At 62.8% G+C, this 22,226-nt stretch carries 21 protein-coding genes; 11 read left to right on the top strand and 10 right to left on the bottom strand.

Annotated elements, in window-relative coordinates; translation table 11 throughout:
- Positions 1-13: 13 nt before the first annotated feature.
- The 4 genes from HJ536_RS04960 to HJ536_RS04945 all read left to right on the top strand — a co-directional run bounded on the left by HJ536_RS04960 (position 14) and on the right by HJ536_RS04945 (position 2,567).
- The gene (locus tag HJ536_RS04960; RefSeq protein WP_177156902.1) at positions 14-451 is read left to right on the top strand and encodes a hypothetical protein; all 438 of its coding nucleotides are present in this window, start codon (positions 14-16) and stop codon (positions 449-451) included.
- Positions 448-1,170, top strand: a complete 723-nt coding sequence (locus HJ536_RS04955) for an ABC transporter ATP-binding protein (protein WP_177156901.1) — start codon at positions 448-450, stop codon at positions 1,168-1,170. The genes HJ536_RS04960 and HJ536_RS04955 overlap by 4 nt, the downstream gene beginning before the upstream one ends.
- Positions 1,167-1,958, top strand: a complete 792-nt coding sequence (locus HJ536_RS04950) for an ABC transporter permease (RefSeq protein ID WP_177156900.1) — start codon at positions 1,167-1,169, stop codon at positions 1,956-1,958. The genes HJ536_RS04955 and HJ536_RS04950 overlap by 4 nt, the downstream gene beginning before the upstream one ends.
- 66 nt (positions 1,959-2,024) lie before the next feature.
- On the top strand, positions 2,025-2,567 hold the full coding sequence (locus tag HJ536_RS04945) for a tetratricopeptide repeat protein (RefSeq protein WP_177156899.1): 543 nt from the start codon (positions 2,025-2,027) through the stop codon (positions 2,565-2,567).
- A 7-nt stretch (positions 2,568-2,574) separates the two neighbouring features.
- Here HJ536_RS04945 and HJ536_RS04940 read toward each other — a convergent pair whose 3' ends face one another.
- Complete coding sequence (locus HJ536_RS04940; RefSeq protein ID WP_177156898.1) at positions 2,575-3,228, bottom strand: ABC transporter ATP-binding protein; 654 nt, start codon at positions 3,226-3,228, stop codon at positions 2,575-2,577.
- A gap of 3 nt (positions 3,229-3,231) precedes the next feature.
- Positions 3,232-4,206, bottom strand: a complete 975-nt coding sequence (locus HJ536_RS04935; RefSeq protein WP_177156897.1) for an ABC transporter substrate-binding protein — start codon at positions 4,204-4,206, stop codon at positions 3,232-3,234.
- Between the two features lie 162 nt (positions 4,207-4,368).
- On the opposite strand from HJ536_RS04935, the gene HJ536_RS04930 reads away from it, so the two are divergent.
- The 6 genes from HJ536_RS04930 to HJ536_RS04905 all read left to right on the top strand — a co-directional run bounded on the left by HJ536_RS04930 (position 4,369) and on the right by HJ536_RS04905 (position 11,540).
- On the top strand, positions 4,369-4,788 hold the full coding sequence (locus HJ536_RS04930) for a c-type cytochrome (RefSeq protein WP_228028428.1): 420 nt from the start codon (positions 4,369-4,371) through the stop codon (positions 4,786-4,788).
- A gap of 227 nt (positions 4,789-5,015) precedes the next feature.
- On the top strand, positions 5,016-6,782 hold the full coding sequence (locus HJ536_RS04925) for a PQQ-dependent methanol/ethanol family dehydrogenase (protein ID WP_177156896.1): 1,767 nt from the start codon (positions 5,016-5,018) through the stop codon (positions 6,780-6,782).
- Positions 6,783-6,965: 183 nt separating this feature from the next.
- The gene (locus HJ536_RS04920; RefSeq protein ID WP_176854054.1) at positions 6,966-7,658 is read left to right on the top strand and encodes a response regulator; all 693 of its coding nucleotides are present in this window, start codon (positions 6,966-6,968) and stop codon (positions 7,656-7,658) included.
- A 41-nt stretch (positions 7,659-7,699) separates the two neighbouring features.
- Entirely contained in the window at positions 7,700-8,890 is a 1,191-nt protein-coding gene (locus HJ536_RS04915; protein WP_338082407.1) for an FIST N-terminal domain-containing protein, read from the top strand.
- On the top strand, positions 8,881-11,088 hold the full coding sequence (locus HJ536_RS04910) for a hybrid sensor histidine kinase/response regulator (RefSeq protein WP_176854052.1): 2,208 nt from the start codon (positions 8,881-8,883) through the stop codon (positions 11,086-11,088). Before HJ536_RS04915 ends, HJ536_RS04910 begins: the two co-directional genes overlap by 10 nt.
- A gap of 293 nt (positions 11,089-11,381) precedes the next feature.
- The gene (locus tag HJ536_RS04905; protein WP_176854051.1) at positions 11,382-11,540 is read left to right on the top strand and encodes a hypothetical protein; all 159 of its coding nucleotides are present in this window, start codon (positions 11,382-11,384) and stop codon (positions 11,538-11,540) included.
- Here HJ536_RS04905 and HJ536_RS04900 read toward each other — a convergent pair whose 3' ends face one another.
- Positions 11,541-12,569, bottom strand: coding sequence for an AbrB family transcriptional regulator (locus tag HJ536_RS04900; RefSeq protein WP_177156895.1), 1,029 nt, complete (start codon positions 12,567-12,569; stop codon positions 11,541-11,543).
- Positions 12,570-12,682: 113 nt separating this feature from the next.
- The gene (locus HJ536_RS04895; RefSeq protein WP_177156894.1) at positions 12,683-13,924 is read right to left on the bottom strand and encodes an NAD(P)/FAD-dependent oxidoreductase; all 1,242 of its coding nucleotides are present in this window, start codon (positions 13,922-13,924) and stop codon (positions 12,683-12,685) included.
- Between the two features lie 150 nt (positions 13,925-14,074).
- Here HJ536_RS04895 and HJ536_RS04890 point away from each other — a divergent pair, with 150 nt between their 5' ends.
- Positions 14,075-15,001 (top strand): AEC family transporter, encoded by a 927-nt coding sequence (locus tag HJ536_RS04890; protein WP_177156893.1) that lies wholly within the window; start codon positions 14,075-14,077, stop codon positions 14,999-15,001.
- Here the strand turns inward: HJ536_RS04890 and HJ536_RS04885 are convergent.
- The 6 genes from HJ536_RS04885 to HJ536_RS04860 all read right to left on the bottom strand — a co-directional run bounded on the left by HJ536_RS04885 (position 14,998) and on the right by HJ536_RS04860 (position 21,991).
- Positions 14,998-16,443: a cobyric acid synthase gene (locus HJ536_RS04885; protein WP_177156892.1), complete on the bottom strand. Its 1,446-nt coding sequence runs from the start codon at positions 16,441-16,443 to the stop codon at positions 14,998-15,000. The genes HJ536_RS04890 and HJ536_RS04885 overlap by 4 nt on opposite strands.
- 90 nt (positions 16,444-16,533) lie before the next feature.
- Positions 16,534-17,352 carry a sulfite exporter TauE/SafE family protein gene (locus HJ536_RS04880; protein ID WP_177156891.1) on the bottom strand — a complete coding sequence of 273 codons (819 nt, stop codon included), beginning with the start codon at positions 17,350-17,352 and terminating at the stop codon, positions 16,534-16,536.
- Between the two features lie 61 nt (positions 17,353-17,413).
- Positions 17,414-18,424, bottom strand: a complete 1,011-nt coding sequence (dusA, locus tag HJ536_RS04875; protein WP_177156890.1) for a tRNA dihydrouridine(20/20a) synthase DusA — start codon at positions 18,422-18,424, stop codon at positions 17,414-17,416.
- Positions 18,425-18,580: 156 nt separating this feature from the next.
- Positions 18,581-20,080, bottom strand: coding sequence for a glucosylglycerol-phosphate synthase (gene ggpS, locus HJ536_RS04870; protein WP_177156889.1), 1,500 nt, complete (start codon positions 20,078-20,080; stop codon positions 18,581-18,583).
- A gap of 1 nt (position 20,081) precedes the next feature.
- Positions 20,082-20,867 carry an HAD-IIB family hydrolase gene (locus HJ536_RS04865; RefSeq protein WP_177156888.1) on the bottom strand — a complete coding sequence of 262 codons (786 nt, stop codon included), beginning with the start codon at positions 20,865-20,867 and terminating at the stop codon, positions 20,082-20,084.
- Positions 20,864-21,991, bottom strand: a complete 1,128-nt coding sequence (locus HJ536_RS04860) for an NAD(P)H-dependent glycerol-3-phosphate dehydrogenase (protein WP_177156887.1) — start codon at positions 21,989-21,991, stop codon at positions 20,864-20,866. The genes HJ536_RS04865 and HJ536_RS04860 overlap by 4 nt, the downstream gene beginning before the upstream one ends.
- Positions 21,992-22,226 lie beyond the last annotated feature (235 nt).

The raw sequence follows: 22,226 nt of genomic DNA, 5'->3' as shown, positions 1-22,226 counted from the left end.
CGGAGGAAACAGGATGATCCGTACGCTTCTGGCGGCCGCACTGGCGACCGCCCTGCCCTTGGCCGCCCATGCGGAAGACAACAACTTTGGTCTGGCGGGGCTCTTGTCCTCTAAGAACAAGCAAGAACTGGAGCCGATCCAACTGTCCGCAGGCGAGCCCCTGACCAAGGCGCCGTGGGTGCTGAAGTCCGGCATTTACTACGAGTTTGAAATTCAGGGCGACGGCAGTCAGGAACTGGGGCTTGTCGGACCAGAGTTTTTCCGTGCAATCTGGATCGACGAGATCGTCGTCTCAGGTCTGGAAATCCGCCCGCTGGGGTTGGACTCGATCGAATTCGACGAGGCGGGGGAAATGGAAATCGGGTTTATCGCTTTGAAACCGGGACAGTATTATCTGAAAATCCCGAAAACCACCGGCGAGACCCAGCGACTGGAGATCACCATCGAATGACCGCTGGCTTGCGCGTCGAGAACCTGAAGTATCGCTATGGCGCGAAAGAGGCCCTGAAGGGGGTCTCGTTCACGCTGGAAACAGGGGCCTTCGGCGCGCTCCTCGGGCCCAATGGCGCGGGGAAATCCACGCTTTACGGTCTGTTGACGCGGCTCTTTACCACCTCCGAGGGGCGGATCGAGATTGCCGGTCATGACCTGACCCGCCACCCCCGCGCCGCACTGGCCCGCATGGGGGTGGTGTTCCAGAACCAGACGCTGGATCTGGACCTGAGCGTGCGCCAGAACCTGTCCTATTTCGCGGCCCTTCACGGGATTTCGGGGGCCGAGGCCACCCGCCGGATCGACAGCGCGCTGGACCGCCTGAACATGCGCGAACGCGCCGGAGAAAAGGCCCGCGCCCTGAACGGAGGCCACCGCCGCCGCACAGAGATCGCCCGCGCCCTGATCCACAATCCCGACGTGCTGCTGCTGGATGAACCCACCGTGGGTCTGGACGCCGCCGCCCGCCGGTCCATCACCGACCACGTGCATCAGCTTTGCGCCGAAGATGGCCTGACCGTCCTGTGGGCCACTCACCTGACCGACGAGGTTCACGACCCCGACCGCCTGATCGTCATTCATCAGGGCCAGAAACTGGCCGACGGACACGCGGGGGACCTCAGGGGCGGCATGGACCTGTCCGACTATTTCCTGTCCCTGACCGGAGCACAGGCATGAACATTTATCTCACCGCCCTGAGCGCCATCGTCAAACGCGAGGCGCTGCGTTTCGTCCACCAGCGCGAACGGTTTCTGGCCGCGATGGTGCGCCCGCTGATGTGGCTCTTGGTGTTCGCTGCGGGCTTTCGCGCGGCGCTGGGGCTGTCGATCATTCCGCCCTATCAAACTTACATCACCTACGAGACCTACATCATGCCCGGCCTGTGCGGGATGATCCTGCTGTTCAACGGGATGCAGAGCAGTCTGTCGCTGGTTTACGACCGCGAGATGGGCTCCATGCGCCTGCTGCTAACCGCACCTTTGCCGCGTTGGTGGCTGCTGTTTTCGAAACTGTGCGGGTCCACGGCGATTTCGATTTTACAGGTCTATACCTTCCTTGCGGTGGCGGCGCTGTTTGACATCACGGTTGATCCATGGGGCTATGTGGCGGCCCTGCCCGCGCTGATTGTGGCGGGACTGATGCTGGGGGCGCTTGGGCTGGCTTTGTCCAGCTTTATCAAGCAACTAGAGAACTTTGCTGGCGTGATGAACTTCGTCATTTTCCCGATGTTCTTCTTGTCTTCGGCGCTTTATCCGCTGTGGAAAATGGCCGAAAGCTCGCCCATCCTGCGGGACATTTGCGCGGCCAATCCGTTCAGTCACGCGGTCGAACTGATCCGCTTTGCCCTCTATACCAAGCTCGAGCCGTGGGCCCTGCTCTGGACCCTGCTGGCGCTGGTCGGGTTCATGCTGCTGGCGATCTGGGGGTATGATCCGGCGCGGGGCATGGCCAACCGCAAGGGCTGATCTACGACCATAGCAACCGTGAAAAACAGGGGCTTTTGTGATAGGACACGCATGGGAGGATTTTTCATGCATTTCACATTAGCTTTCGTTGCCGCCATTCTTGCGGCCCCTGTCATGGCCGCGGAATACGGCCCCGAAGATGGCACCCTCAACCCCGAGGAACTGACCTGGCGCAACAACGTCCGCAAAGCCGAAGAAGGCAAAGTGGACATGATCGTGTGCGCCTCTGGGTATTTGATGACCAAGTCGGGCGACCACGACAGCGCGCGCAAAATCTTCAAGGCCTGCGCCGATGCGGGCTATACCGCCGCGATGACGTGGATGAGCTATATGGAGAACAACGGCTTTGGCGGGGAATATGATCCCGACGCGGCCGCCCAATGGGACCAGCGCGCCGCTGAACTGGGTGATCCGGTGGGCAAATTCAACCACGGCGTCAATCTGCTGCGCGGCTATGGCATCGCGCAGAACGCGGAACTGGGCCGGAAATACGTAGACGAGGCCGCGAACGAGGGCCTGCAGATCGCCCGCCGCCTGCAAGGCGCGGACTATAATCTGGACGAGGTCACCCCCGACGCGGACAACTGGCGTTACGCCCCGCTGTTCTGAAAACAGGTCAGCCCTGCACGATCCGCGCGGGGCTTCCGTCCAGCCGCAAGATGCGGGTTGCCAGACGCTTGGCCTCTTCTGCGGAATGGGTGACGATCAGGCTGGCCACCTTGCGGCGGGCACAGAGCTGTTCGAACAGGCCCATCATCTCGTCTGCCATTTGCGGGTCGAGCGACACGAAGGGTTCATCCAGCAGCATCAGTTCCGGCGATCCGGCGAACGCGCGGGCCAAGGCCAGTCGCCGCTGCTGCCCAAGGGACAGCTGACGGGGGAAATCACCGCCCCGCCCTTTTAGCCCCACTTCCTCTAGCGCCTTGCGGGCACCGATGTCGGAAATTCCGGTGGTCAGGGTCAGGTTATCCTCGACCGTGCGCCACGGCATCAGGGTGGGTTCCTGAAACACCATGCCGATGCGTTCGGGGCGCGTGACCTCACCGTCAAAGTCCCGCTCCAGTCCGGCGATGATCCGCACCAAGGTGGACTTCCCGATTCCCGACGGGCCGGTCAGCGCAACGGTCTGCCCTGCCGCGATCGACAGCTCCAGCGCCCCCAGCACTTGCCGCCCGCCAAAGGATTTCCCCTTTAACGCAACGGACAGAACAGGCGGAGTGACCTCCGCCTGTTTGATCGTTCCATTCGAGGCCACAAGCCGCAACGACATGCGTTAGCTGCCGGGCTGGACGAAGACGCCCTCGGGCAGCGTGGTGGCTTTGCCGATCAGCTCTTCGCCGCCAAGGTCCGCCATCAGCGCCAGCATTTTGGCGGCGGCCTCTTCGTTGACCGCGCCATCACCGGGGATGCCCGCACGGTAGCCCGCGACCAGCGCGTTGAACTGTGCGTCATTCTTGGCGTTCATGCGGTCGCGCAGACGGGCCCAAGCCTCTTCGTCACCAGCCAGCTTTTCTTTGGCCGCGCGGGACGAAGCGGTGAAGCCTGCCAGCACCTCGGGGTGGTCGCGCAGCATCTCGCCCTTGAAGACATACCCCAAGAGCGGCGTTTCAGGGTCCAGTCCCAGTGCCAGAGCGGCCTCGGACACAGAGACCAGCTGGCGCATACCGGCCGCTTCCATCTTGGCCATGAAGTGCCAGAAGTTGATCGCGCCCTGGGTTTCGCCATCCATCGCGGTCTTGAAGATCAGCGGCGGCGCGCCAAACACCTGCTCAGTCTCGGCTTGCAGATCCATACCGTATTCTTTTTGCGCATAGGCGCGCAGGATCAGCCAGCTCTTGTCCAAGGGACCGCCCGCGATGCCGATCTTCTTGCCCTTCATATCGGCCAGCGATTTGGCTTCGCTGTCACCGGGGACCAGCATACCGCCCACGGCCTTGGAATACGGCACGAACACATAGTCATGACCTTCCGCCCGTTGACGCGCGACCCACAGCCAGTCCGACACGATCACATCTGCCTCGCCGCCCTGAAAGGCGACCTGCGCGGCGGGGTTGCCCGCAACGCCCTGCACGTCCAGCGTGTAGCCGTTGGCCGCATCCAGACCGTAATGTTTGATGGTATCGAGTTCCCAATTAACGGTGCCGGTCTCCAGCACGGCCGCACGGATGACCGGGGTTTCCGCCAAGGCCGCCCCGGCACCCAGAATCAGTGCCGCACAGGCGGTGGCCATCGCCCTTGAAAAAGTCATTCGAATTTCCTCCCTGATAGTTGCGGACATGCTACCAAGCCGCCCGAAATGCGCAAATTACGACCAAAGGACGATATTTGCGGACCCCTCCCGTTGACATGCATCAAACACCAGCTTTGACGCGACTCATAGCCTGTTGGTGCACAACCCAAGGAGGGAAAAATGCACCGTTTCAGTTCCATGGCTTTCGCCGTTCTGGCCGCAGTGGCCGCCGCTCCTGCACTGGCAGCTGACAGCACCTTCGAGGCCGTCAAAGTCACCGCCGGCGAAACCCTGTTCAAGGCGGAGTGCCGCCGCTGCCATGCCCCCGATGCCGATCACGATTCCTATGGCCCCCCGCTGGAAAACGTCGTTGGCCGCGCGGCCGGAACCTATCCCGATTATGATTATTCGACCGCTTTGGAAGCTTCGGGCATTGTCTGGACCCCTGCCGCCCTGCGCGCATGGATGGAGGACAATGACGGCTTCATGCCCGGCACCAAGATGCGCCATGTGGGAATCTCGGACCCGACGGTACAGGAATTCATCCTGGCCTACCTGAGTTCGATCACCACTCAGGACAATTCCGCAGTCTCGAAATAAGCGCCCTTTGCGCCTGTCGGGGCCGGCCGGATTCCGGTTTGGCCCCGCAACTTCTTTTTGCCGATGCAGCGACTCGCAAACAGGTATCGAACGACAGTATGTCAAGTCTCTAGGGGTCGTAAGACTAAGGCCGCGTACCCTAGGGCAATCGCTTCCGTATACTGATGATCGGGACAGGACCCAAATCACTTTCTCGGGTGCTGAACTGACCGTCTAGGGAGGACATAATGAAGAAACTTCTCGCCGCAGTATCGGTGAGCGTACTGGCAATGACTGCTGCCGCAAACGCTCAGGTTACCGAAGAGATGCTGGCCAACGACCGTACTGACACCTCGAACGTTGTCACCAACGGTATGGGCCGTGATCTCCAGCGCTATTCGCCGCTGGAAACCCTGAACAAAGATAACGTCAAGAACCTCGTCCCCGCTTGGGCCTTCTCGATGGGCGGCGAAAAGCAGCGCGGTCAGGAAACCCAGCCGCTGGTTTACGACGGCATCATGTATGTGACCGGTTCGTATTCGCGTCTCTACGCAATCGACGTCGCAACCGGCAAGGAAATCTGGCAGTACGACGCCCGTCTGCCCGAGGGCATCCTGCCCTGCTGTGACGTGATCAACCGCGGCGCAGCCATCTATGGCGACAAGATCTTCTTCGGCACCCTGGACGCACGTATCGTTGCGCTGGACCTGAAGACCGGTGACGTCGTTTGGCGCGACAAGATCGCTGACTACAAAGCTGGCTACAGCTACACCGCAGCTCCGCTGATCGTGAACGGTCTGGTTGTCACCGGTAACTCCGGCGGCGAATTCGGTATCGTTGGCGAAGTTCAGGCCCGCAACGCCGACACCGGCGAAGTCGTCTGGACCCGTCCGATGATCGAAGGCCACATGGGCACCCTGAACGGCAAAGAGTCGACCATGACCGGTACGCTGAACGCGACCTGGCCGGGCGACCTGTGGAAGACCGGCGGCGGCGCAACCTGGCTGGGTGGTTCCTACGACATCGAGACCGACACTCTGGTCTTCGGCGCAGGCAACCCCGCACCCTGGAACAGCTGGCTGCGTAACGCAGGCGAGCCCACCGACGGCAACAAAGGCGACAACCTGTACGCTGCAAGCCGCGTCGGCATCGACCCCCACACCGGCGACATCAAGTGGCACTTCCAGACCACCCCCCGCGAAGGCTGGGACTATGACGGTGTGAACGAAGTCGTCGCCTACACCGACCGCTCGGGCAACAAGCGTTTCGCAACTGCTGACCGTAACGGCTTCTTCTACGTTCTGAACCGCGAAGACGGTGCATTCGTTTCGGCGAAGCCCTTCGTGAAAGACATCTCGTGGGCCGAAGGCATCGACGAGACCGGTCGTCCGATCTACGTCGAAGGCAACCGTCCGGGTAACCCCGCGAACGCGACCGACGGCGGCAAAGGCGAAGTCGTCTTCGCATCGCCCTCGTTCCTGGGTGGCAAGAACTGGATGCCGATGGCGTTCAGCCAGCACACCGGCAACTTCTACGTTCCCTCGAACGAGTGGGGCATGGACATCTGGAACGAGCCTGTGACCTACAAGAAGGGCGCTGCCTACCTGGGTTCGGGCTTTACCATCAAGCCGAACTACGAAGACCACATCGGTTCGCTCAAGGCGATCGACCCCGACACCGGCGAGTGGGTCTGGGAATACAAGAACGAAGCACCCCTGTGGGGCGGCGTAATGACCACCGCTGGCGGTCTGGTATTCTTCGGCACCCCCGAGGGCGAGTTCATCGCTCTGGATGACGCAACCGGCGAGAAGCTGTGGTCGTTCCAGACCGGCTCGGGCATCGTTGGCCAGCCCATCACCTGGGAAATGGAAGGCGAGCAGTACGTATCGGTCGTCTCCGGCTGGGGTGGCGCGGTTCCGCTGTGGGGCGGCGAAGTTGCCAAGAAGGTTAACTACCTGAACCAGGGCGGCATGGTCTGGACGTTCAAACTGCCCAAGCAGATGGCTGCCAACTAATCCCCAACCTGACCCATGTCAGGCTCCCGAGCGCCCGGTCCCCAACCGGGCGTTCTTTCTTTTTGCAGGGTGGAAATGCCTGCGCCTGTATGACAGGCGGAAAACAGGTATTAGACTTTTTGGTAACAGCAGAGGCCGATCAATTCCGGCTATCCTTGGACGAGGAACCAAAGGAAACACCCCATGCAAGAACGCGCCACTTCGCAGATCGCAGCCGGAAACGCGCTGGTCGTCGATGACCACCCGCTCTTTTGTGACGCCCTGACGCTGACTTTGCGATCAATCGCCAGTTTCGGCGAAATCCACACGGCCGGATGCCTTGAGCAAGCTCTGGAGGTCGTGAATCGCGATCCCAAGATCGCCATGATCATTCTGGATTTGAACCTGCCCGACGTGAACGGGCTGGACGGTCTGATCCGGTTGCGCAACGCAACGCCCAAAGCCTCTATCATTATTGCGTCGTCCATGTCGGACAACCGCATGATCAGCCGCGCCCTTCAGGCCGGTGCGAACGGCTTTGTCCCCAAGCAAGCCCAGCGCGCTGTGTTCCAGATGGCCTATGATACCGTAAAGGCAGGCCACCCCTTTGTGCCCGAGGGATACATCGACCCCAACGGCCAGAACGGCGAAAACAACAGCCAAGAGGAAGCACTGGCGCGGTTGTCAACGCTAACAAACCAGCAAGCCCGCATTCTTAATCTGATCTGCGAAGGTAAGCTGAACAAACAGATTGCCTATGACCTGTCCATTGCCGAAACCACGGTAAAGGCCCATGTCACTGCAATCATGCGAAAACTCGGGGTTCACAGCCGAACTCAGGCAGTTCTGATTGCCCAAGAGGCCAACTTCAGCCGGGTCTTGCCAACCCTCGAGTAATCGCCCATCCTCGGGTAAATATGTAAGAGGACACCGGTCGAGTGAACGGAGCGTACCATCGCTCCGCCAGGGAGGAGACCGCTGACAAGAAGGCAATGCGCGTGGCGCAGGTGGCTTGCGACCAGCCTGACCTGATGGAGGAGATCAGGTCACAGCTGGGAGACGAGACATTTGCGCTTGTTTGCCTGTTTGCTGCGCCCTGTGCGGATTTTAAAAAGTTAATCGAGGCAGCCTCTAACTGCTTCGGGGGTTCTGACGTTCTTGCCTGTACGACTGCAGGCGAGCTGGGTGCCGATGGGTACGAAGAGGGTCAGGTGATCTGCGTGGGGTTCCCCGCGCGGTACTTCACCTCTGTCACCTACTCGCTCGACCTTTTGAACCTGGCCGAGGACCAACAGATCATTGATAGCCTTATCCAGCAACGCATGGCCCTGGCGCAGTCCGCGCCCGACCGCCAACACGAGTTCGCGCTGCTTCTGGTGGACGGTCTGTCGATGAGCGAAGAAAACCTCACCACCACGCTGGCCTCTGGACTGGGGCCCATGCCGCTGTTCGGGGGATCGGCGGGCGACGGGGTGAATTTCCGTCAGACATGGCTCAGCCATAACGGCGAGATCCTTGAAAATGCGGCAGTGCTGGCGCTGGTGCGCAGCTCCTGCCCCGTCAAGGTGTTCAGCCACGACAATCTGGCGCCCACCGAGATGCGGATGGTCGTCACCGCTGCGGACCCCGAGGCCCGCACGGTACAGGAAATCAATGCCGAACCGGCGGCCGCCGAATACGCGCGTCTGCTTGGCAAAGACCCGAACCAGCTTGATCCCTTTACCTTTGCCGAGCATCCCGTGGTGGTCCGTTTGGGGGACAGCCACCACGTCCGCGCGATCCAACGGGTAAACGAACGGGGCGAGCTGGTGTTCTTTTCTGCCATCAACGAAGGCATGGTCCTGACGCTGGCGGAACACCGCGACATCGTGGAAAATCTGCAAGACGGTCTGGAACGCCTGAGCGCCGAGCAGAAGCCCGATCTGATCCTAGGGTGTGACTGCATCCTGCGCCGCATCGCTGCCGACCAGCGCCAGAAAACCCGAGAGGTCTCTGCCCTGCTGTCGCAGCATCATGTGATCGGTTTCTCGACCTACGGGGAACAGTTCGGGGCGCTGCACGTCAACCAGACCCTGACCGGTGTCGCCATCTATCCCCCCAACGACAACGAGGTTGCTGAATGTCCCTGATCAATCCTGCTGACAGTCTGGAACGCCAGAATGAAAAGCTGTTGAAGATCACACAAGCCCTCATGAGCCGTGTCGAATATGGCACGGCGCAATCCAACGCGGCCTATGCCCAGTTCGAACGCGCCGCCCTGCTGGAAAAGCGGGTGCGCGAACGCACGCTGGAACTGGAAAGCACGCTGGAGCTGTTGCACGACTCCAACGTGGCATTGGCCAAAGCCCATACCGAGACCGAGGCCGCCCGCCGCAACCTTGCCGACGCGATCGAGACCGTCTCCGAAGGGTTCGCCCTGTTTGACCCAGAGGATAATCTGGTCATGTCGAACTCGCGGTTCTGCCGTGATTTCAGGAACATGCAGGAATACCTGAAGCCGGGTCTGTCGTTTGACGAATACGTGCGCCACATCGCGGAATCCGCGCAACTGGCCCTGCCCCCCGAGGAAACCGCCGACAGTTGGTGCGCCCGCCGCATCCGCCGTCACAAGGACCGCCACGTCATGTTCAACGTCGAACTGACCGGCGACCGCTGGCTGCAAGTGTCCGAGCACCGCACCAGCAACGGCGGCACCGTGGTTCTGCAAACCGACGTGACCGACATCATGCGGATGGAGCGTCAGGAACGCGCCCGCCTGAAAGACAAGCAGACCCGCATGATCCGCGCGACCTTGGACCACCTGAACCAAGGGGTCTGCGTGTTCGACGAAAACGCGCAGCTTGTGGGCTGGAACCAGAAGATCAGCCACCTGCTGTCCGTCCCCGTCCGCCGGTTGACCATCGGCGCGTCCTTTGACGGGCTGCTGGAACGGCTGGGGGATGACGTCCGCTTCAGCCGCGGAATGGACCGCATGGGATTCCTGCGGTGGGCGATGGCCAAGGGGCCGAAATACCCGATCTCGTTCGAGGTAAAGCGCGAGCATATGACCCTGCAAATCTTTGGTCGCGGGATGCCGGATCAGGGGTTTGTGATCTCTTGCACCGATGTGACCGCCGAACGCGAGGCCGCGCAGAAGCTGTACGAATTGAACGAAATCCTCGAACAGCGGGTGATGGAACGCACGCTGGAGCTAGAGGACGCCCTGTCCGCCGCCGAACGGGCGAACGCGTCCAAATCGCGCTTTGTGGCGGCGGCCAGCCACGACCTGCTGCAACCCTTGTCGGCGGCGAAACTGTTCATCTCGTCACTGGCCGACAAGGCCACCGATCAGGACGATGTCGCCGTTCTGGCCAAGGCCGAAACCGCCCTGACCGGCGCCGAGCAGATCATCGACGCGCTGCTCGACATCTCCAAACTGGAATCCGACGGCCTGAGTTTTGACATCCGCTGCTTTGCCCTGCGGGAAATCCTGCGGCCCTTGCGCGATGAAATGACCATCCACGCCGCCCGCAAAGGGCTGGAGTTGTGCATCGTCGATAGCGACCTGATGGTCGAAAGCGATCCGTCCTATCTGCGCCGCATCGTGCGCAACCTGATCTCGAACGCCATCCGCTATACCCCCAAAGGGCGCGTGCTGGTGGGGGTGCGCCGCAACGGCGGCTCCGCCCGGATCGAGGTGTGGGACACCGGCGTCGGCATCCCCGAAGAAGACCAGAGCGCCATCTTCGAAGAATTCAAACGCCTTGATACCAAGGCCAGCGCGAACGAAGGTCTTGGCCTTGGCCTTGCCATCGTGGAGCGCGCCTGCGCCCGTCTGGGCCACCCCTTGGGCCTGTGGTCCGAGGTCGGTCGTGGCAGTTGCTTTATGGTGAACGTCCCCGTCGCAGGCAAAGCGGAACCGGCCATGACCCCGTCCCGCCGCCCCATGCGCCCCGTGGGTCTGGCTCAGTCCGGCCTGATCGTGCTGCTGGTGGAAAACGATCCGCAACTGCGCCGCGCCATTTCCATTCTGGTCGAAAGCTGGGGCGTCAACGTGATCGAGGCCGAGGATGCCCCCTCCGCGCTGGACCTGCTGTCGGTCCTGCAAATCTCGCCGGATGTGCTGCTGCTGGACTACCAGTTGGGGCCGGGCATGTCGGGGACCGAGCTCTATTGCGCGGTGCGCGACAGTCTGGGCCGCATCCCTTGCGCCATCATTTCAGCGGACCGTTCGCCTGACCTGCGCCAGACTTGCAAGCTTTTGGGCATCGAGCTGCTGCTCAAGCCGCTGGACCGTCAGAAGCTGGGTCAGTTCTTGGATGACACCGCGCGGGCAATGACCCTCTGATTCACCCTATTCCTCCGGGAATACCTCGTAGTGCCCGTCAGGTTTCCCGCCTGACGGGTGCGTCATTTCTGCTTTCTCGTACTGGGCTGCACGCGCGCCACCGGCCGCGCCTGAAACAGGTTAAAATCTGAACAAAACCTGTATCTATGGTATTAACTGTTAACTTTTTTCTACCCCGTAAGGGTAGGTTTATGTATCGTTAAGCTTACAATTAAGCCCGTTCGGTCAATGATGACCGTTGTTTGTGTCCCCTTCTGGCCTACAAAAACGCCGGATCGGGTTGGAGAATGCAGATGTCCAAGCCTGTTGCCGCTACCGCCACCACCGCCCTCGCCCACTCGAACAAACTGGGCAAGGATAACAACGAATTCTGCATGAGCATGTGGGCCGCATGGCGCCTGCGCACCATCGTCGAGGCGCACGCGACCCAGACCACCAAGCGCGACGCCTGATCAGGCCGCGTTGCGGCGGCGTGCCATCCACGGGATCAGGACCAGCAGGAACGTGATCCGGCACAGATGGTGCACCGCCACATAGGCGCCGTCGAAATCCAGCGCGAGGCCGATGGCGGCCATCGCCTCGACCCCGCCGGGGGCATAGGCCACCCAGACCTGACCGAACGGCAGCCCCGTCAGGGCCGCCGTCACCCCGGCAAACCCCATCGAGATCAGCGCCGCCGCCCCGACGCTGGCGATACTGGCCACGGCCAGCCGCAGGATATCCGCAGGCCGGATGCCGGTGAACCGCACGCCCATCACCGAGCCCGTCACGCAGAACCCCGCAAAGCGCAGCCATTCCGGCGGCATCCCGTGGACCAGATCGGTCACATGGGCCACCGCGCTGACAACCATGCCCCCCAGCAGATAGGCGGCCGGAAATTTCCGTTTCGCGATCAGCCACGACACGGCGGCACCGGCCACCAGCACAGCGATCAGGGGCAGCGCCGCCAGATCCACGGTCGGGCCACCGGACGCACCCGGATTGATGCCTAAGGTAATCATCCCCAGCGGCAGCACCGCCGACAGAATGAGCAGGCGCATACATTGCAGGATCAGCACTGCCGTCGCATCTCCCCGACCGTCCGCCGCCAAGGACAGCGCCAGAGACAACGTCCCCGGAGAGCTGGCAAGCAGCGCGGTATCGCTGTCTTTGCCAAAGCCCTTCATCAGGATCAGGCGGCTGATGGCGATGGTCGCGTAGATGGACAGGCACAGCAGGATCAGGCTGAGGGCCCAGCCGCCGACTTGCCCCAGAATTTCATGGCGGAACCCCGATCCCAGCGCGCTGCCGATCACCAGAAAGCCCATGTCGCGCAGGCGTGTCGGCAGGTACAGTTTCACCCCCGACCATGCGAGCGCGGAGGTCGCCAATGCCGCCCCCACCAAAGGGGCCGCCGGAAAACCTGCTAGCGACATCGCCACCGCGCCCGTGGTGCCAACGGCCAAAGTCATTGCGGTGCGGGTGATCTGGTTTATCTGCATCGGGAAAAGGCGTCTTGTGAATGTTGCTTAGCGCCTAGCACAGGGCCATACGGCCAAGCCACCCTGCATCTATGCAGCCGCGTAAATGCCCGTCGTCGCTAGCAGAATGCCTGTCAGCCCAAAGCCACTTTCCGCGCCGGATCAAGGGCGGACAGGATTTCGGACCGCGCGCCCTCAAACGCTTCGACAAACAGATCGGCCGAGGCTGGCCCCAGCGTGAAGCCCAGATGCCCGTGGCCAAAGTGGCACCACAGCCCCTTGTGGCGCGGGGCCGCCCCCACTACCGGCAGCATGTCGGGCATGAAGGGGCGCGTGCCGAACCACTGGGGCTCTGCCACGCGCGGGCCCAGTTCGATGATGTCGGAAACACCCTGCACGCCGCTGTCGATCTGGCGGGTATCGGCGGGGGCGTTCATATCCACCAGCGCCGCCCCAGTGGCCAACCGCAGGCCGCGCGTCATGCTGGTCAGCACCACCGCATTGTCCCCATCCATGATCGAGGCGCTCAGCCCCTTGGGCGCGTCGAAATGGGCGTGGTAACCGCGCTTGTAGACCATCGGGATGCGATAGCCGAACTGCGCCAGCACCGCAGGCGACCACGCACCCAAGGCCACCACCGCGTGCTCCGCCGTCACGGGGCCGCTGTCGGTGTCCACCTGCCAACCCTGCCCGCCTTGGCGCAATGTGCTGGCGTCGCCCTTCGCCCAAGCCCCGCCCCGCGCCTTGAACAGGTCAGCATAGCCCTGAACCAAGGCCCCCGGATCAGCGCAAAGCCACGTATCCGGCCACCAGATCGCCCCCGCGACCTGCGCCCGGATCGCCGGTTCGCGGGCACACAGATCAGCGCCGCTCAGGATTTCGGGGCGGACGCCGAAACGGACACGGGTTTCCTCGGCGGCGCGGGCGTCAGCCTCGGCCTGACGGGGATCGCGGCGGATTTCGTAATAACCTGTGCGGCTGATCAAGTTCCCCATCCCCGCAGCTTCGATCAAGGGGACCTGCGCGGCGGGCGCGCGGCGGGACATCTCGGCATAGGTTCGGGACTGCACGGCCAAGCGGTCGGGCCGCGAATGCAGGAAATACTGCCAGAGCGCAGGCGCCATCCGCAGCGCCGCCCCGATGTTGTAGGTCACGTCATTGCGCAGCCCCAGCCCGAACGCCGCCAAGGTCCGAAAATCGCGGGGCAATGGATACGGCTCGGAACTATCTCCGCAGATGTAACCGGCGTTCCCATAGCTGGCCTCCTGCCCCGGGTCGCGGCGGTCCACCAGCGTGACGGCGTGCCCTCGGGCTTGCAAGGCCAGCGCGGTCGAGACCCCGATCATCCCTGCCCCCAGAACCAGAACCTCTGCCATAATGCCCCCGCAAATCGCTGTTTCAGGGCATCTGAACCGCCCGCAGAGGCGAAAATCAAGCCCCGCCGCATCCGCCCTTGCGTCGCTTGGGCAGTTGGCCCATCAAAACAGCATAAGGCCAATGGCCCCCATATCTTTGCGGAACTGCCGATGCTTGCCATCCTAGCGATTACCACGCCGATTTACTTGCTGATTGCCACTGGTTTTGTCTCGTTGAAAACGGGTTACATCGCGCGGGATGTGCCCAAGGCGCTGGGGACGTTCGTTCTGCGCATCTGTATGCCGGTGATGATCGCGGGCGCGGTGAACCGGCCCGGTGCTGCGGCGCTGAACTGGCATTTCATGGCGGTCTACGGGGGCGCATCGCTGCTGCTGTTGCTGAGTGCCATCATGGTCATGCACAAGCTGCGCGGCAACGGGATCGCGGCCAGCGCGATGTATGCGCTGGGGATGGCGAACTCGAACAGCGGGTTCATGGGCTATCCCATTGCGGCGCTGATCATCGGGGATGCGGCCTTCGACATTCTGGCGTGGTCCATGATTGTCGAGAATATGCTGGTGATCCCCTTGGCGCTGGCCGTCGCGGATGCGGGCGCCTACCCCGAGGAACGCTTTCACCGCGCGTTCTTCAAGGCGATCAAGGGCCTTTATAAGAACCCGATCTTTGTGGGTTTGGCCATCGGTCTGATGGTGCGCTTCAGCGGGTTGCCCATCCCCGAGGTGATCCAGAAGGTCATCGGCTATATCAGCGCGACCGCGCCGGTGGTGGCCCTGTTCGTGGTCGGCGGGACGGTGGCGAACTTCCCCATCCGCAGCCTGTCGGTCGAGACGGGGATGATCGCCGTGGGCAAGCTGATCCTGCACCCTGCGCTGGTGCTGGTGGGCATGTGGCTGTTCCCGATGTCTGATGCCGTTTACATGCTGGGAGCGGCGCTCTTTGCCTCGGTGCCGATGCTGTCGGTCTATCCGATTTTCGGACAGCGCTACGGGATCGAGAGCATCACCGCGACCACATTGGTGGTCACGACGACGCTGTCGTTCTTTACGGTTAGTGCCTTGATCTGGCTGATGGGTTAACGGGCCAGCGCCAGTATCCCGTCCACGTCCAAATGTGCCTCGAGGTGGTCGGCCAGCGCGTCCAGCGTCTGGTCCACCACGCGGCCATAATCAAGGCCACCGGACTGCACCCCGAACCCCTGCAGGAACGCCGCGCGGAAGGCGTTGTCGGTGAACATCCCGTGCAGGTAGCTGCCGATGATGCGCCCGTCCGCGGACACGGCGCCCTCGGGCTGGCCGTCGACGTGGGCAAAGGGGCGCGCCCGATCGGGGCCGTCCGTGCGGCCGATGTGGATCTCGTAGCCGTCCAGTTCCAGCCCGCTGGCCGCATGGGTGGCGCGCACCTGGGTCAGGCGTTTGTCACCAGTCATTTCGGTGGTCACATCCAGCAGGCCGAGAGCGGGGTCCTCGCCCGCCGCGCCTTCGACGCCCATGGGGTCACGGACCGCCTGCCCCAGCATCTGGTAGCCGCCGCAAATGCCCAGCACATAGCCGCCGCGGCGAACATGGGCGTGCAGGTCGATATCCCAGCCTTGAGCGCGGACATAGGCCAGATCACCCCGCGTGGATTTGCTGCCCGGAATGATGACCAGATCGGTGTCGCCAGGGATCGGCTGGCCCGCACGCAGTACGGTCAGGTCCACGCCCTCTTCCTGCGCCAAGGGGTCGAGATCGTCGAAGTTGGCGATGCGGGACAGGCCAAGGCACACCACCTTGAACCCGCGCCCGCTGGAGCGGGTCGGCAGGTCCAGCGCATCCTCGGCGGGCAGTTTCGAGGCGTCGGGAAAGAACGGCACAACGCCAAAGCCCTGCCAGCCGGTGCGGCCCGCAATCATCTTGTACCCTTCATCAAAGAGGCTGACATCGCCGCGGAATTTGTTGATCAGAAAGCCCGCAATCATAGCATTGTCCTGATCGGGTAGCACAGCCTGCGTGCCCACCATCTGCGCGATCACCCCGCCGCGATCGATGTCACCGGCCAAGATCACAGGCACATCGGCGGCGCAGGCAAAGCCCATATTGGCGATGTCACCGGCGCGCAGGTTCACCTCGGCGGGGCTGCCAGCGCCTTCGACGATCACAAGATCATGGGCGGATTTCAGGCGATGGAAACTGTCCAGAACGCTGGTCATCAGCTGCGGTTTCAGGGCGGCGTAGTCGCGGGCCTTGACCGTGGCGATGCGCTTGCCCTGCACCACGACTTGGGCGCCCACATCGGTTTCCGGCTTCAGGAGGACGGGGTTCATGTCGGTGTGGAGGGGGACCCCGCAGGCGATGGCCTGCAGGGCTTGGGCGCGGCCAATCTCACCCCCGTCCGAGGTGACTGCCGCGTTGTTCGACATGTTCTGGGGTTTGAACGGGGCCACCGACAGGCCGCGGCGGCGGGCGGCGCGGCACAGGCCCGCCACCAGAAGCGATTTGCCTACGTTGGAGCCAGCGCCCTGAATCATGATCGCGGTCATATGTCGTCTCCTGTCGCGGGCCGCGCCTGTGCGGCGCGGGACCTTCGGCGAGGGTATTTTTGCCAAGATGAAGGCAGGGTTGGTCCAAGGTTACAGGCCCAGCGATTTGCGCAGCATGTTGCCAGCGACCAACAGCAGGAACATTGCGAACACCCGCTTGAGCGGCTTGGGGTTCAGCGAATGGGCGATGCGGGCCCCGATGGGTGCGGTCATCATGGTCATGCAGACGACCACGGCAAAGGCCCCGAGGTTAACCGCGCCGATGGTCAGCGGCGGGCGGACTTCGGCCGGGATCGGGACGAAGAGGAACGCGATCACCGAAGGGACCGCGATCAGCGCGCCAAAGCCTGCGGCGGTGGCGACCGCGCGGTGGATCGGGGTGCCGTAGAGGGTCATGAGCGGAACGCCAAAGCTGCCGCCTCCGATGCCCATCAGGACGGACAGGAAGCCCACAGTCGGGGACAGAACCATGCGTGTCCCCGCAGAGGGCATTTCGTCGGCGATGCGCCATTCGCTGCGGCTGAACGCCATATAAAGGCCGATGCACATGCCGATGACGCCGAAGATGCCCTGCAGCGCCGCCGAGCGCAGTTGCGCCACCACCAGCACACCGATGATCGCGCCCACCGCGATGCCGGGGGCCCAGGTTTTCAGGATCGACCAGTCCACCGCGCCTTTGCGGTTGTGGCTGTGGACGCTGCGGGCCGAGGTCGCGATGATCGTGGCCAGCGAGGTGGCCAGACAGATCCGCATCAGCTCGTCGCTAGCGTAGCCCATATGCGAGAAGGTGTAGAAGAACGCAGGCACCAGCACGATGCCGCCCCCGACCCCCAGAAGGCCCGCAAGGATGCCCGCAAAAGCGCCGATCCCGAGAAGAAGCGCGAGTAGCGGAATGAGGTCTGCCTGCATGATCTGTCCTTTGCGCAATGTCCCGTAGGAGTTAGCGGGGCACGGGCACAAGGGCAAGATGTCAGGCAGCTTCGGGGATCTGGGCCAGCGCGGCCAGCACGGTTTCGGGGCCTGCGCCTGTGGCATGGGCGTTCTCGGACAGGTAGCGGCGCCACTGGCGCGCGCCCGGCTGACCGGCAAATAGGCCCAGCATGTGGCGGGTGATCTGGTTCAACCTGCCCCCTGCGGTCAGGTGCGCCTCGATATAGGGGAGCATCTGGTGGACGACCTCGGTGCGGGTGGGGCCAGCGCCTTTGCCATAGATGCGCGCATCGGCAGCCCCGAGGATGTCATAGGGCTGGTGATAGGCCGCGCGGCCGATCATCACCCCGTCGAGCCCCTGCTCCAGATGGGGGAATGCGTCGTCCAGCGTGGCGATGCCGCCGTTGATCGAGATGTGAAGGTGCGGATAGGCGGCCTTCATCCGGTGGACCAACGGGTAATCCAACGGGGGGATGTCGCGGTTTTCCTTGGGGCTCAGCCCTTCGAGCCAAGCTTTGCGGGCGTGGATGGTAAAGCGGGTCACCCCCGCCGCCGCGACCGTTTCAATAAAGTCGGGCAGCACGTCTTCGGGGGTCTGGTCGTCAACGCCGATGCGGCATTTGACGGTGACCTCGGCGCGGCATTCGGCCTGCATTTCGCTGACGCATTCAGCGACCAGCTCGGGGCGGGTCATCAGGATCGCACCAAAGCACCCAGACTGCACACGGTCGGACGGGCAGCCGACGTTCAGGTTCACCTCGTCATAGCCTGCCTCGGCGCCCATACGGGCGGCCTGTCGCAACTCGGCCGGATCAGAACCACCAAGTTGCAGGGCAACGGGGTGTTCCTCGGGCGAATAGTCCAGCAGATGCAGCGCCCCACCGCGCACCAGCGCGGGCGCGGTGACCATTTCCGTGAACAGCAGCGTTTCGGTGCTGATCAGGCGGTGGAAATAGCGGCAATGGCGGTCGGTCCAATCCATCATCGGCGCAACGCTCAGACGGGCGGCGCGGCGCAGTTCGGGCGTACCTTGGTTCGCGTGGTTTTCCATTTGGACCTCGTTCCGCTGGACTGGTGATCGGGAGTGGCGACGAAACCGGCCCTTAGCACCAAAGAGGGGCGGTTTTCCAGAGTGAACCCGCCCTGCCCCTTGGAAACGCCAAGGCGCGAGCCATTGGCCCGCGCCCCGCCTAACCTTCAAACTGGATCACGCCGCGTCGCGGGTGTCCGGCATGGTGGGCAGGTCCAGCGCCATCATTTGATCCTCGGCCCAGTAGCGGATGTCCTGTTTGCGGACGATCTGACGGGCCAGCTCCATGCGGCCGCGGCGTTCGTCCTCGGGCATCTCGAGGGCGTACTGGATCGCACTGTCCATCGACTTCCACGAGAAGGGATTGGTCGGCACAGCCGAGGCGAACTCTACCGCGGCGCCCGCGAATTCGGAGAGGACCAGAACCCCGTCCCCATCGGTGCGGGCGGCGCAATACTCCTTGCACACCAGGTTCATGCCGTCGGCCAGCGGCGTGATCCATGCCACGTCGGCAGCGCGGTAATAGGCGACCAGTTCCTTGAACGGCACGGGGCGAGAAATCAGCACCAAAGGCTGCCAGTCAAAGCTGCCGAACCGCCCATTGATTTTGCCCGCCAAGGTTTCCAGATCGTGCTGGATTTGCTGATAGGCGGTCATGTTCGCGTTCGCCATGACCGACACGTGCATCAACTGGACCTTGCCACGCAGGTCGGGGCGGCTTTCCAAAAGGCGCTCATAGCTTTCCAACTGCTCAATCCCGCCCTTGGTATAGTCGGTGCGGCCCACGGACAGGATCAGCTGACGGTCGCCAAGGGTTTCGCGGATGTCAGCCAGCTTGGTGGCGGTTTCCTCGGAATTGGCGAGGCTTTCGATATAGTCCACATCGACCCCCACGGGGCTGGCCTGCAGGCGAATGGTGCGGCCCTGATAGCTGACTTCGGTGATCACGGACTGCTCGGACAGGGCCGAGGTTTCGGCCTTCAGCTCGTCTTTGACCTTTTCGCGGGTCTTGGTGGACACCTCCAGCAGCGACCGCGCAGCCGAGACAAAGTTGTTCACATAGCGCGGGATGTGAAAGCCCACCACGTCGCAGGCCAGAAGGCTTTCCAAGATTTCCTTGCGCCACGGCAGGACGTTGAAAATGTCCGCGCTGGGGAACGGCGTGTGGTGGAAAAAGCTGATCTTCACATCGGGGCGCAGGCGGCGCAGATAGGCGGGCACCAGCCACAGATTGTAGTCATGGACCCAGACCACGGCGCCCTCGGCGGCTTCGGCGGCGGCAGCCTCGGCAAAGGCCCAGTTCACCTCGCGGAAGGTGGACCAATCCACGGGGTCGTAATTGTAGCGTTCCTTGAAACCGTGCAGGATCGGCCAGAAGGCCTCTTTCGAGGTGACGTGATAGAAGGACGACACCTGTTCACGGGTCAGCGGCAGGCGCGAGACGTTGTATTTGCCATAGGTGTCCTCGATCTCGACCACGCGCTCGAAGTCGGGATTGGCCGGATCGTCGGCGTATTTCCACGCGATCCACGCGCCCTTTTCGAACCGCCCGAAAAAGCTTTTCAGCGTGGGGACGATGCCGTTGGGGGACTTGTTCTCGTGGTACTCGATCTTGCCATTGACCTCGACTTCTTCGTAGGGCTGGCGGTGGTACACAATAACCAGGTTCGAACGCATATCAGAGAACTCCTTCGGGAATGTCGTGCAGATCGAGGCTGTCGATCGCCTCGAGGATACCGGCGGCGCCGTGGCCCTGCGCGTGATAGACGGCAGAGTGGCCAGACAGGCGCTGCACCAGTTCGGTTTCGGAATTGCCCACGGCCACGGCAGGCAGGCCAGAGGCCAGCATGGACAGGTCATTCAGGGTGTCGCCCGCACACAGAACGCGGGCCTCGTCCAGACCCAGATGGGCGATCAGGCGGCGGATGGACGGCCCCTTGGAGATGCCCTTGGGCAGGACATCGAAATAGCGGTTGTCAGAGATCAGCCAATCCAGCCCCAGCTCCTCGACCCGCGATTTGGCTGCCGGATCAAAGGTCTGCGCGTCCATGTCGTAGCTGACGCGGTAGCGGAATGCGGTGGGTTGCAGGGTCAGGCCTGCGTGCCCGTCCAGCGCCACACGCACCACGTCGCCACGATTGCCCCACGCCTCGGCGATCTCTTCTTCCAGCGCGGCGATGGGGGTAACGTGGCCGTCAGCGGTGACCTCGGCAATGGTGGTGCCCACGTCGCCGACCACATATTCGGGCCATGGCAGGCCACGATCACGGCACATCTCCATGATGAATTCAGGATCGCGGCCAGTGACAAAGATCAGTCCGATGGTGTCGCGGTTCCCCTCGATCCAGTCATACAGCGCCTTGCGGTCCGCATCGGACCCGCCAAGGAACGTGCCGTCCAGATCGGTGGCCAGCGTAAAGCGGCGGGTGGCGATATCAGGGCGGGCAGAGACATGGACATTCATTGGCGAACTCCGAAATGCAGAGAGGTTTGCGGCGCGGGATGCTCGAGCGATAGATCAAGGGCAAAGGGCTCGGCCTCGATCGGGCGGGCCCAGAGGGCGCTGAACGCCTCTTGCAGGTCCGCGCCACCGTGCAGCACCGAATGGACGGTTTCACAGATGGGCATCGGCACGCCCACGCGGCGGGCCAAGTCGGTGACGGACACGGCGTTCACCTCGCCCTCGACCACCACATTGCGGCCGTCAAAGCAGTTGGGGCGCGGGATGCCCTGCCCCAGTTGATGCCCCAGCGACATGTTGCGCGAGGTGGTGGACGAACAGGTCAGCGTCAGATCGCCCGCACCGGACAAGCCAGTCACCGTTTCGCGGCGGCCACCTAGGGCCTGGGCCAACAGCTTCATCTCGTCGATTCCGCGGGTGATCAGGGCGGCGCGGGTGTTCTCGGCAAAGCCGGCGCCGGACATCATCCCGCAGGCGATGGCGACCACGTTCTTGACGGCGCCGCCGACCTCGACCCCGATCAGGTCATCGGACACATAGGGGCGAAAGCCGCCACCCGACAGGGTCAGCGCCAGCCGTGCGGCGGGGCTGTTCTCGGGCGACAGGCGGTCGGCATAGCTAAAGGGGAAGGCCACGGTCGCGGCGGTCGGGTGATCCAGCGCGGTTTCGCGAGCAAAGGTCGGGCCGGACACCGCGCCCACCGGATGGCCGGGCAGTTCATCGGACACCACTTCGGACAGCAAAAGACCCGTGCGCTTTTCGACGCCCTTGCAGGCCAGTGCGATGGGGATGCCCTCGGGGATCATGGGGGCGATGGCCTGACACATGGCCCGCAGGGTCGAGGACGGGGTGACGATCAGCAGCGCCTCGGTACCGTTCAGGGCGGTGGCCAGATCGGCGGTGGCGGTGATGCCCTGCGGCAGGGTCAGGCCGGATAAATAATCGGCGTTCTCACCGGTGGCATTAATGGCCGCTGCGTGATCGGGTCGTCGCGACCAGAGCCTTACTTCGTGACCGTTACGGGCCAGAACAGTGGCCAGAGCGGTTCCCCAGCTGCCAGCCCCCAGAACGGTCAGGCGGGCATAAGGGGTCGGAGCGGGGTTTGGTGGCGGGAACTTGATCGACATCTCCTTCGGTCTTTCGCTGGTCGGCGTCGCGGCCGTCTGCGCCGGGCTGAAATGCAGCCCCTTTCCCACAGGTAACGCGGGGATCACGCAAAGGTTCCGCGAATGCACAGGATTTTGCCGCAGCGCAGCAAGAGACCCAACCCCAAGCCCGGGCTTGCGCCCAAACAGGCGGGATCACGCCACATATGCGGAAATGAAGGGGATTTATCGCCCAATAAGCGATCAGTTTAAAAAC

The organism is Donghicola mangrovi (assembly GCF_013377535.1).
Classification (GTDB): Bacteria; Pseudomonadota; Alphaproteobacteria; order Rhodobacterales; family Rhodobacteraceae; genus Donghicola; species Donghicola mangrovi.
Note: the sequence above shows the minus strand (reverse complement) of the source record. Positions and strands in the feature narration are given on the sequence as shown.

Excerpts from the sequence above, each read along its gene's own strand:
- HJ536_RS04925 (WP_177156896.1), top strand. The coding sequence starts at position 5,016 with ATGAAGAAACTTCTCGCCGCAGTATCGGTGAGCGTACTGGCAATGACT.
- HJ536_RS04905 (WP_176854051.1), top strand. The coding sequence starts at position 11,382 with ATGTCCAAGCCTGTTGCCGCTACCGCCACCACCGCCCTCGCCCACTCG.
- HJ536_RS04880 (WP_177156891.1), bottom strand. The coding sequence starts at position 17,352 with ATGCAGGCAGACCTCATTCCGCTACTCGCGCTTCTTCTCGGGATCGGC.
- HJ536_RS04920 (WP_176854054.1), top strand. The coding sequence starts at position 6,966 with ATGCAAGAACGCGCCACTTCGCAGATCGCAGCCGGAAACGCGCTGGTC.
- HJ536_RS04865 (WP_177156888.1), bottom strand. The coding sequence starts at position 20,867 with ATGAATGTCCATGTCTCTGCCCGCCCTGATATCGCCACCCGCCGCTTT.
- dusA (WP_177156890.1), bottom strand. The coding sequence starts at position 18,424 with ATGGAAAACCACGCGAACCAAGGTACGCCCGAACTGCGCCGCGCCGCC.
- HJ536_RS04910 (WP_176854052.1), top strand. The coding sequence starts at position 8,881 with ATGTCCCTGATCAATCCTGCTGACAGTCTGGAACGCCAGAATGAAAAG.
- HJ536_RS04960 (WP_177156902.1), top strand. The coding sequence starts at position 14 with ATGATCCGTACGCTTCTGGCGGCCGCACTGGCGACCGCCCTGCCCTTG.
- HJ536_RS04860 (WP_177156887.1), bottom strand. The coding sequence starts at position 21,991 with ATGTCGATCAAGTTCCCGCCACCAAACCCCGCTCCGACCCCTTATGCC.
- HJ536_RS04935 (WP_177156897.1), bottom strand. The coding sequence starts at position 4,206 with ATGACTTTTTCAAGGGCGATGGCCACCGCCTGTGCGGCACTGATTCTG.
- HJ536_RS04945 (WP_177156899.1), top strand. The coding sequence starts at position 2,025 with ATGCATTTCACATTAGCTTTCGTTGCCGCCATTCTTGCGGCCCCTGTC.
- HJ536_RS04885 (WP_177156892.1), bottom strand. The coding sequence starts at position 16,443 with ATGACCGCGATCATGATTCAGGGCGCTGGCTCCAACGTAGGCAAATCG.
- HJ536_RS04940 (WP_177156898.1), bottom strand. The coding sequence starts at position 3,228 with ATGTCGTTGCGGCTTGTGGCCTCGAATGGAACGATCAAACAGGCGGAG.
- ggpS (WP_177156889.1), bottom strand. The coding sequence starts at position 20,080 with ATGCGTTCGAACCTGGTTATTGTGTACCACCGCCAGCCCTACGAAGAA.
- HJ536_RS04955 (WP_177156901.1), top strand. The coding sequence starts at position 448 with ATGACCGCTGGCTTGCGCGTCGAGAACCTGAAGTATCGCTATGGCGCG.
- HJ536_RS04930 (WP_228028428.1), top strand. The coding sequence starts at position 4,369 with ATGCACCGTTTCAGTTCCATGGCTTTCGCCGTTCTGGCCGCAGTGGCC.
- HJ536_RS04895 (WP_177156894.1), bottom strand. The coding sequence starts at position 13,924 with ATGGCAGAGGTTCTGGTTCTGGGGGCAGGGATGATCGGGGTCTCGACC.
- HJ536_RS04950 (WP_177156900.1), top strand. The coding sequence starts at position 1,167 with ATGAACATTTATCTCACCGCCCTGAGCGCCATCGTCAAACGCGAGGCG.
- HJ536_RS04890 (WP_177156893.1), top strand. The coding sequence starts at position 14,075 with ATGCTTGCCATCCTAGCGATTACCACGCCGATTTACTTGCTGATTGCC.
- HJ536_RS04900 (WP_177156895.1), bottom strand. The coding sequence starts at position 12,569 with ATGCAGATAAACCAGATCACCCGCACCGCAATGACTTTGGCCGTTGGC.